The sequence below is a fragment of the Bacillus sp. (in: firmicutes) genome (assembly GCF_031983925.1).
Lineage (GTDB): Bacteria > Bacillota > Bacilli > Bacillales > Bacillaceae_G > Bacillus_A > Bacillus_A pacificus.
On the sequence record NZ_DALYZR010000012.1, the window covers coordinates 112,961 to 119,067 of the forward strand.

The 6,107-nt window shown below is 36.8% G+C and carries 6 protein-coding genes and 1 riboswitch; of the genes, 1 reads left to right on the plus strand and 5 read right to left on the minus strand.

Going from position 1 to position 6,107, the window contains the following annotated elements:
- Nucleotides 1-18 precede the first annotated feature (18 nt).
- Nucleotides 19-117: riboswitch (SAM riboswitch) on the minus strand.
- Between the two features lie 122 nt (nucleotides 118-239).
- The gene (locus RTP99_RS23870; RefSeq protein WP_000554030.1) at nucleotides 240-431 is read left to right on the plus strand and encodes a hypothetical protein; all 192 of its coding nucleotides are present in this window, start codon (nucleotides 240-242) and stop codon (nucleotides 429-431) included.
- A 168-nt stretch (nucleotides 432-599) separates the two neighbouring features.
- On the opposite strand, the gene RTP99_RS23875 is transcribed toward RTP99_RS23870, so the two are convergent.
- The 5 genes from RTP99_RS23875 to RTP99_RS23895 all read right to left on the minus strand — a co-directional run.
- The gene (locus RTP99_RS23875) at nucleotides 600-1,301 is read right to left on the minus strand and encodes an ECF transporter S component (protein WP_000044910.1); all 702 of its coding nucleotides are present in this window, start codon (nucleotides 1,299-1,301) and stop codon (nucleotides 600-602) included.
- A complete protein-coding gene (locus RTP99_RS23880) occupies nucleotides 1,274-2,935 on the minus strand; it encodes an ABC transporter ATP-binding protein (RefSeq protein ID WP_000367697.1) in 1,662 nt (553 codons plus the stop codon). The genes RTP99_RS23875 and RTP99_RS23880 overlap by 28 nt, the downstream gene beginning before the upstream one ends.
- Complete coding sequence (locus tag RTP99_RS23885) at nucleotides 2,908-3,786, minus strand: energy-coupling factor transporter transmembrane component T (RefSeq protein ID WP_011040515.1); 879 nt, start codon at nucleotides 3,784-3,786, stop codon at nucleotides 2,908-2,910. Before RTP99_RS23885 ends, RTP99_RS23880 begins: the two co-directional genes overlap by 28 nt.
- Before the next feature lie 22 nt (nucleotides 3,787-3,808).
- Nucleotides 3,809-4,660 carry a DUF4430 domain-containing protein gene (locus RTP99_RS23890; RefSeq protein ID WP_000041437.1) on the minus strand — a complete coding sequence of 284 codons (852 nt, stop codon included), beginning with the start codon at nucleotides 4,658-4,660 and terminating at the stop codon, nucleotides 3,809-3,811.
- A 207-nt stretch (nucleotides 4,661-4,867) separates the two neighbouring features.
- The coding region (locus RTP99_RS23895; RefSeq protein WP_312367877.1) for a prenyltransferase/squalene oxidase repeat-containing protein at nucleotides 4,868-6,107 on the minus strand (1,240 nt) is incomplete at its 5' end.

Below are 6,107 nucleotides of genomic sequence, written 5' to 3' on the forward strand. Positions count from 1 at the left end.
AGTTACGTATATATCTTCGTCTTATCTCCCAGAACAAATATGTTCTGCTGGAATTAGCACCTGCATCGCGGTTGCTGGGTTTCATCGGGCCAGTCCCTCCACCTCTCTGGATAAGAAAATATTCACTTAATTCTTACTATACGTAATTTCATTTTAATTGTCAAACAAATATAACGAATTATATTTTCTTCTTTACTGTTCATACTATACATATATGAGTATGCAAGGAGGATTATGAAATGCATCAAAATGCTCGCGGATATGTACAAGATTCGTTTCAATCGTTACAAGAAGCAAAACATTGTTTAGAAGAAGCACTACAGACTGTTGAAAAAGATTTTAATCGCGCTCGTATTGAGCAATCTCTTTATGCGATCGAACAAGCTATTCAACGCTGTGATTACACCGTTCACATTTTAGAACAAGAGTGAAAAAACTTCCCATCATAAGGTGGGAAGTTTTTTCAAATGGCATACTTCATAATTATTGCCGTTATAATTAAAAAATATACAGAAAAATGCTCCTTACAATATGTAAGAAGCATGAAAGAGGCAAACGAATATGTAAGTCGCGACCCTACCTTATATGAGTATGCTTTTCTATACCATGTTATGCTTATCCAATATGCCATATTTCTTTTTAAATCTTGTAAGAATCGTAATCCAAGACGTACTAAATAGTAGTAAGAACACAACATTTGAAATTGCATGGCTCAAATCGAAATAAAAACTTGCGATATAATACGAAATGACTGTTTCCCACGTTGCCTCTCGTATAAAACCGAGAAGCCCCCAGAAATTCATAATCCAGCCAAATAAAAATCCAACAAACAATCCGTATAGAAGTCTTCCCCATAATTTTTTCATTAAAAATGTATTCCGCAATAATCCAGCTATAAAACCAATCATACCCCATGAAAACATTTGCCACGGCGTCCACGGACCTTGTCCTAAAAAAATGTTAGATACGATAGCCGCTGTTGCACCAATCATAAAACCAGTTTCACTTCCAAACACAATTGCAGAAACAATAATGACAAAAGAAGTCGGTTGTACACTTGGTAAAACAGAAAATGGTACACGGCTCACTGCTGCAATTGCTGCTAACACAGCAACGAGAACAATTTCACGTGAAACAAACGCCTTCCTTTCAAAACGGATATAAAAAGGTAACATAATAACAACTAATAAAAACAAACTACTTAACATGTAATAACCGTCCATGATAAGTGTAGTAAAAAGTAATGTACCTATCATCACTGCAAAAATACATATTATGAATGCAACATATCGTTTGGACACGCTTCGTACACATCCTCCCACGTTAATGCATATGGCAATTCTTTTCGAATAAATCGATTGATAGAGGTTGTATAAAAGAAGTTGCCACTAAAAAATTCTTTCGGTGCATCATTCATAATGACTGCTCCATCAAATAACATCATGCATTGATCCACGTATTTCGCTGCAAACTCAATATCATGCGTTGCCATTACAATTGTTGTACCTTCTTTTTGCAGTTTCCTAAATAACTCTCCTACTCTTTCTTTCTTCCACGGATCTAGTCCTTTTGTCGGTTCATCCAGTAATAATAAAGTCGGCTTTGACAATAACGTCGTACATAATGCAAGTAATTGTTGCTCTCCCCCGCTACAATCATGCGGATGGCGTTCTTTAAGTGCATATAGCCAAAACTTTTTAAGCTGTTGTTCTGCTATTTCTTTTCCTTGTTCTCCGTATAATTCACGCGCTCGTTCATACACCTCGTCCCACACTGTATCAAATGTAAAATGATAATACGGATGCTGCGATACATACCCGATACTTTTAAATCGTTCTTTCGAATCAATTTTATGTATCACTTTCCCATTCCACTTTACTTTCCCTCTTCTCGCTTTTTGTAATCCCGCTAAAATCGTTAGCAGTGTAGACTTCCCTGTACCATTTTTTCCAACGAGAGCTACCCATTTTCCTTTTTCAATCGATACTGTTAAATCTCGTAAAATGAGCGGACTATTCTTTTCATATTGGAACGAAATATGCTCTGCACTTAAAATGACTTCTTGCTTTTCCCTTTGTACTATTGGCTCATTTACATATGATATCGCTGAAAAATCATTCATTTTCATTTGTGCTTCTCGCACTGTAAATGGTATATCTTTCGCATTCCACTCTAAAAACAATCTTGGAATTTGTGGAATAAATGGACGAAATCCTTCTACTTCCCACATGTTCGCTATAACCCTTTTCGGACTACCATCATACACGATTCGGCCGTTATTCATACAAATAACGCGCGTAGCAAGTGGTATTACCTCATCTAAACGATGTTCACTTAAAACGATCGTAATGCCAAGTTCTTCATTAATACGCTTTAACAACCCTAAAAACTCTTTCGCAGCAATCGGATCTAACTGCGCAGTTGGTTCATCTAATAATAGTAACTTCGGCTGCATAACTAATACTGCAGCTAAATTGACAAGTTGCTTCTGCCCGCCAGATAACGTATGAACAGATTGGTGCAATAAATCTTGGAATCCTAAGAAGCTAATAAGCTCGGCTATTCGTTTTTGAATAATATGAGATGGTAATCCGATATTTTCTAAAGAAAATGCTAATTCTTGAATGACCGTATCCATTACGAGCTGATTTTCTGGATTTTGAAATACCATGCCAATTTCTTGGGCAGATAACAAGTCCGGTACATTTTCTAATAAAGTACCATCATAATATGTATCCCCAGTACGCTTACCAATTGGAAGTAATTCTTTTTTTAAATGTTTTAATAAAGTCGTCTTCCCGGATCCTGATCCTCCAGCAAGTGCAATAAACTCTCCTTTTTGAACAGAAAGAGAAATATGCTGTAACGCTTTTTCGTTTTCATCAGCATATACAAATGATAAATTGTTTATTTCTGCATGCGCCACCATATCCATTCCCGTCCTTCCATTATAATTGGTAAACTAATAAACATCGTGAATACGACAAACATCATCCCATCGTATTGCTGAAATAGAACCGATTCGACTTTCGGATAAATGATTAACTTCCCTCCGCCATATGTACTACATATAATAGCAGCTATAAATAGAATACTTAAATAACTGAGCGTATACCAATCGCGTCTTTCCATTCTATACCGAATATAAGTCGTACGTTTCGTTACACCAAATCCACGAGCTTGCATAGAATCTGCCGTTTGTAATGCATCTTCTAATGAACAAATTAATAATACTTGCAATAATTGCATACCATTTTTCATGCGTTCAACAATAGAACCTGCATCTACTTGTACACCTTTCGTTTTTTGGACGAGTGTTATTTTCTGTAATCGCCTCATAAACAAAGGAACAAATCTCACTGTAATCATCGTTAACAATGCTACTTTCGGTGAAATTCGAGAAAACAAATATAAAAATTTATGACTTGAAATAATATCATTATACGAAGCAAAGGTAAACATAATCGCAACTAATAATAACCCCATTACTACTCCATACATAATCGCCTCAAGCTTAATACGGCTATCACCTAACCAAAATAATGTAGTTCGACCTCTATGCGTTAATAACGAATTAAATAAAATGACCATAATAAAGAAAACAATTGTGCCCGGTAACATCTTTCTTATCTTGTCGCTATTCCCTTGCATCACATTGATTATAACGATTAATAGAATTGCTCCAATTAAAAAAAGAGGATGAAGACACATCATACATAGTATCATCACCCCGATATAATAGAAAAAATTCACAAAAGGATGTAAAGAAGAAAAACTGATTTTCATAGTCCTTTACCGAATGCCTTTCTTATTTTAATACAAACACCCACTCGATTGTATCGCCTGGTTTTACTGTAACTACACCTGCACTATGGTTTGGAAACGAACCGTTCACACGATATTTCCATCCACTAGTAGCGGTAATATCTTTTTCATATAAATCATTAATCCCTTTTACATAAATACCGTCTTTAGAGCCCATCGCATCAACATCTAAACCTGTACGCTGCAATACTTTATACACAGTATCGCCTTCTTGTACATCCACCTTTTTTGCCCCTAATAAATATCCTTCATTACCTTTTACTGAGATGGTGACTTGTTTTGCTTGTGGTTTAGGTGGTTCTGGTTTTATATCTACTTTTGGTGGTACTGGCTTTGGAACAGTCTGAGTCGGTATCGTTTTCTCCTCTTTATTCGGATCAACTTTTTGCTCCTGTTTCGGTGTTTCTTTCGGCTGATTTACAACCTTCGCTTCTTCTTTTACTTCTGGTGCTTTCGGTTGTTGCTCTTGTTGTTTCTCTTCTTGTGCTTTTTGCTGTTCTGGTTGTTTATTTACAGCTGGTTGTTCTTTCGGTTGTTCTTGTTGTTTCTCTTCTTTCTTTACTTCCGGCTGTGCCTGCGTCTTGTCTTCTTTCGGCTTCTCTTCTACTTTTTGTTCTTGTTTCTCTTTCTGTTCGTCTTGCTTATTTTGCTCTTGTTCAGCTTGTTTTTCCTCCGGTTTTTCTTCCGGTTTCGCTTCATCTTTTTTCTCTTCTTGTTTTGCTACTTCTTCTTGCTTCAGTTCTACTTTCTTCTCAGGCTTTACAACTGCCTCTTCACATCCGGCAAGTAGTCCGAGTGAAAGCAATAAAGAAATAAACCACTTCATCTTACTCATGTTGTCTCTCACCTTTCATAATAAAGTGAAACTTTAATAAGTGGGGGGCTTTTCCACCCCCCACTTATTATTAGTTGAACCAATCGGGCTTTTACGGGCAGTTAATCTCCACCTAACTTCCTTGCACTCGCTAACTTTTGAGGTGGGGATCTTACTGCCCGTTAATGCGGGATAAAATTAGGAGCAAATGATTGCTCCTAATTTTTGTTAAGCTGCTTTACGTCTCCATAATACATATGCAGAAGCAATACATAATACACCCATACCTACTTCTGTCGCTGCACTATGAGAAGATGCTCCTGTTTTTGGTAGTGTGCTACCGTTTCCGGATTTTTTATGTTTAACCGGTTCGTTATCAACAACAACTTTTACATTGTCATCTTTTGTTTCTTGTTGTACTTGTTTTTGTTCTTCTGGTTGTTCAGTAACTTCTTTTTCTACTACAACATTTTCTGAGTCTACATTTGGTTTCTTATCGATTTCAATAACAGATTCCGTTGACCAGTCATAAATCGATTTTCCAAGGTCTTTAAACTGAAGTAAAGCTAATAATGCTTGCTCTGTTGCCATTCCGCTACCGGTTTGGTCGCCTGGTAACCATTTAAATTCACCATTTGGAAGTTGGTATGACAATAGATTTTGCACTGCCTTATGAAGACGGTTTTGATCTACCTCTTTCACAAGGGATAATCCAATAATAGCTTGCGCAGCACTATTAGAATTCTCTTGTCCATCAGCAGAGAAACCGCCATTTTCTAGTTGTTCATTATATAAGTATGCGACAGCCTTTTGCACTGCTGGTTTCACATCTGCTCGGTCTTGATAAGGAGCTAATGCTGATAAAACCATACCTGTTACATCAACGCTACTAGCACTATCTTTACTGCTTGCGCTATCATAAGTCCAGCCGCCATCTGTATGTTGCGCGTTTAAAAGTGCATCTACTAAAGCAACTCGATTCCATTTTGAATCTACTGGAATTTCATATTTTTTCGTATCAAATGCAAGTAAAGCAAATGTATAACCTGTAACAGAATTCACTTTATCTGATTCGTACAATTTTTGAACTAAATTATGTTCGCCTACCATTTTTGGGTCTGCATTCATTGCATTCATCATAATAATCGTTCTAGCTAAATCTGTCGCTGAAAAACGGTTAATGCGCTTTTCTACTTTTTCAGTTACAGCCTTAACATAATTTAATTTCGCCTCAATTGGAACATTCTTTCCAGAACGAGAAAGGCCTAAAGCTACCCAATCGCTTTCAATTCCATCTTGTAACATCTTTTCAGATGTTTTAGAGATTGCGTCATTTACTTGTGCTGCTGGAACTTGAATGTTTTCTTGCTTTGGTTGTTCTGGTTTTTTACTATCTTGGTCACCTTGGTTTTCCCCATCTAGCGTTTTACCGTCTTGGTCACCTTGGTTTTTCCCATCTGGCGTTTTA

Excerpts from the sequence above, each read along its gene's own strand:
- RTP99_RS23890 (WP_000041437.1), bottom strand. The coding sequence starts at position 4,660 with ATGAGTAAGATGAAGTGGTTTATTTCTTTATTGCTTTCACTCGGACTA.
- RTP99_RS23870 (WP_000554030.1), top strand. The coding sequence starts at position 240 with ATGCATCAAAATGCTCGCGGATATGTACAAGATTCGTTTCAATCGTTA.
- RTP99_RS23885 (WP_011040515.1), bottom strand. The coding sequence starts at position 3,786 with ATGAAAATCAGTTTTTCTTCTTTACATCCTTTTGTGAATTTTTTCTAT.
- RTP99_RS23880 (WP_000367697.1), bottom strand. The coding sequence starts at position 2,935 with ATGGATATGGTGGCGCATGCAGAAATAAACAATTTATCATTTGTATAT.